4 protein-coding genes are annotated in these 2,777 nt (G+C 65.2%); all 4 read left to right on the top strand.

Features of this window, described 5'->3' with window-relative positions; genetic code table 11:
• Positions 1-95 precede the first annotated feature (95 nt).
• The gene (gene tnpA, locus NKI73_RS33470) at positions 96-449 is read left to right on the top strand and encodes an IS66-like element accessory protein TnpA (RefSeq protein WP_127297976.1); all 354 of its coding nucleotides are present in this window, start codon (positions 96-98) and stop codon (positions 447-449) included.
• A gap of 29 nt (positions 450-478) precedes the next feature.
• Positions 479-793, top strand: coding sequence for an IS66 family insertion sequence element accessory protein TnpB (gene tnpB, locus NKI73_RS33465; protein ID WP_352636316.1), 315 nt, complete (start codon positions 479-481; stop codon positions 791-793).
• Between the two features lie 66 nt (positions 794-859).
• Positions 860-2,536 carry an IS66 family transposase gene (gene tnpC / locus NKI73_RS33460; RefSeq protein ID WP_352636314.1) on the top strand — a complete coding sequence of 559 codons (1,677 nt, stop codon included), beginning with the start codon at positions 860-862 and terminating at the stop codon, positions 2,534-2,536.
• 2 nt (positions 2,537-2,538) lie between these two features.
• On the top strand, positions 2,539-2,772 hold the full coding sequence (locus NKI73_RS33455; protein ID WP_127297979.1) for a hypothetical protein: 234 nt from the start codon (positions 2,539-2,541) through the stop codon (positions 2,770-2,772).
• The last annotated feature ends 5 nt before the right edge of the window (positions 2,773-2,777 follow it).

Raw genomic sequence — 2,777 nt, 5'->3', positions numbered from 1 at the left:
GTACGCCTCCGGCGAGGGCCGCCTTGCGCGAGCATGGCACGGAAGCGAGGCTGCGCTCTTAAGGTCGTCCTTACGAGCGTAGTTAGCAGCACAGCATGAGCCATGTGACGTTATTGACCGGGCCGGAGCGTCGTCGTCGTTGGAGTGAAGAAGATCAGTGCCGGATACTGGCTGCGGCATTCGCGCCCGGGGCCACAGTGGCGGCGGTAGCGCGCCAGTACGATGTCGCGACCAGCCTGATCTATAAGTGGCGCCGCGCGATGAGAGCCCGCGAGACGGGCTTTGCCGAAGTTGTCGTGGTTCCCGATGAGCCTGTCGCCGCTTCGGTGCCGGCGGCGCCACCAGCGGTGATCGAGCTGGAGATCGCCGGCAAGGTGCGGCTGCGGATTCCGTTGACCACGCCGCCGACACTGGCGGCGGCGATGGTGAAGGCGCTGGGCGTTTCATGATCCCGGTCCCGAGCCAGGTGCGGATCTGGTTGGCGGTCGGCCGGACCGATATGCGTCGCGGGATGCAGGGCCTCGCTCTGCAGGTTCAGGAGACGTTGGGCCGGGATCCGCATGCCGGCGATCTTTATGTCTTCCGCGGCCGCAGCGGCAATCTGATCAAGATTATCTGGCATGATGGGCTCGGCATGTCGCTGTATGCAAAACGGCTCGAGAAGGGCCGGTTTCTATGGCCGTCGCCGGCGGACGGTACGGTTTCCATATCACCGGCGCAGCTCGCCTACATGCTCGACGGGATCGATTGGCGCAACCCGCGCCACACGTTCCGTCCGCAGCGCGCGGGCTGAGTTTTTCTTTGAGTTTGCGCCATTTTCCGCGAGTCAGCGGACGCGTTTTATGATTCACTCCAGGGCATGGTTGCCACCGCCCAGGATGCTGTTCCGGACGATATTGGCGCGCTGAGAGCAGCGCTGACCGCGGCGCTGGCCAGAGCCGAAGACGAGGCCGCACGCGCTGCGCTGGTCGAGGCCGAACTGGCGGTCGCCAGGGCCAAGGCATCGGATGATGCGGCGCTGATCGCGCATCAGCATCTGACGATCCGGAAGCTGCAGCGGGCGCTGCATGGTCAGAGTTCTGAACGCTCAGCCCGCCTGCACGACCAGATGGAACTCACCTTCGAGGAACTCGAGAGCACGGCGACGGAAGACGAGATCGCCGCCGAACAGGCCGCGGCCCGGACCACCGAGGTGGCGCCTTACATGCGCAAGCGACCGGCGCGCCAGCCATTTCCCGAGCATCTGCCGCGCGAACGCGTGGTCGAGCCGGCGCCGACCGCTTGCCATTGCTGCGGCGGCCATCGGCTGCGCAGGCTGGGTGAGGATATCACCGAGACCCTGGAGGTGGTGCCGCGGCAATGGAAAGTGATCCAGCACGTACGGGAGAAGTTCACCTGCCGCGACTGCGAAGCGATCAGCCAGGCTCCGGCGCCGTTCCACGCCACCCCACGCGGCTGGGCCGGTCCCGGCCTGCTGGCGATGATCCTGTTCGAGAAGTTCGGCCAGCATCAGCCGCTCAACCGCCAGGCCGAACGCTATGCCCGCGAAGGCGTGCCGTTCAGCCTGTCGACGCTCGCCGACCAGGTCGGCGCCGGCGCCGCGGCGCTGATGCCGCTGTTCAAGCGACTCGAAGCCCATGTGCTGGCCGCTTCACGTCTGCACGGCGACGACACGACGGTGCCGGTCCTGGCCAAGGGCAAGACCGATACCGGCCGATTATGGACCTATGTGCGTGATGACCGACCATTCGGCGGTGTCGATCCGCCGGCGGCGGTGTTCTACTATTCCCGCGATCGCCGAGGCGAACATCCCGCGGCGCATCTCGCCGGCTGGAGCGGCATTCTGCAGGCCGATGCCTATGGCGGTTATGGCGATCTCTATGCGACGGGTCGTCAGCCGGCGCCTATTCTGGAAGCCAGCTGCTGGGCCCACAGCCGGCGCAAAGTGTTCGAGCTGGCCGATGTCGAAGCGGCGGCGCGCAAGAAAGCGCGCGGCGAGAAGCCCAACCTGGTCTATCCGCTGGCGGTCGAAGCCGTGAAGCGCATCGATGCCCTGTTCGATATCGAGCGCGCGATCAACGGCCTGTCACCAGGCCAACGCCACGCCGTGCGCCAAGAGCGGAGCGCGCCGCTGGTCACCGAGCTCGAGACCTGGATGATTGAGACGCGCGACAAGCTCTCGCGCGGACATGATCTGACCAAGGCCTTCAACTACATGCTGCGCCGCTGGTCATCCTTCGCCCGGTTCCTCGACGACGGGCGGATCTGCCTATCGAACAATGCAGCCGAGCGAGCCCTGCGCGGCATCGCTCTCGGCAGAAAGTCCTGGCTGTTCTGCGGTTCCGATCGCGGCGGACAGCGCGCTGCCGTTCTCTACAGCCTGATCGTCAGCGCCAAGATGAACGATATCGACCCGCAGGCCTGGCTCGCCGATATCCTGGCGCGCATCGCAGCCCACCCAGCCCATCGGATCGATGATTTGCTGCCGTGGAATTGGAGATCCGCAAAACTGCGGACCCAACCAGCGGCGGCCTGATCATGCAGCGCAATAAGGTGCATCACGTCTACACCGTCGAACGTGTCGCCAGGGACCTCGGCGTCAGCGATGCGCTCATCCAGGACCTGACCCTCGGTCTCGAGCCCGAGGACGGCGTCATCTGGGTGTACGGCGCCAACGATGACGACGGAATCTTGGCCTTCACCGATGAAGGCATCGAGGAGGTCAAACTCCTCCTCGAAGAATATCATCGCGTCTCCCCATCGAAAGCTTGACCCTG

Source organism: Mesorhizobium sp. M0496 (assembly GCF_040321205.1).
Taxonomy (GTDB): domain Bacteria; phylum Pseudomonadota; class Alphaproteobacteria; order Rhizobiales; family Rhizobiaceae; genus Mesorhizobium.
Note: the sequence above shows the minus strand (reverse complement) of the source record. Positions and strands in the feature narration are given on the sequence as shown.

Coding starts and splice junctions, on each gene's coding strand:
- tnpA (WP_127297976.1), top strand. CDS start 96: ATGAGCCATGTGACGTTATTGACCGGGCCGGAGCGTCGTCGTCGTTGG.
- tnpC (WP_352636314.1), top strand. CDS start 860: ATGGTTGCCACCGCCCAGGATGCTGTTCCGGACGATATTGGCGCGCTG.
- NKI73_RS33455 (WP_127297979.1), top strand. CDS start 2,539: ATGCAGCGCAATAAGGTGCATCACGTCTACACCGTCGAACGTGTCGCC.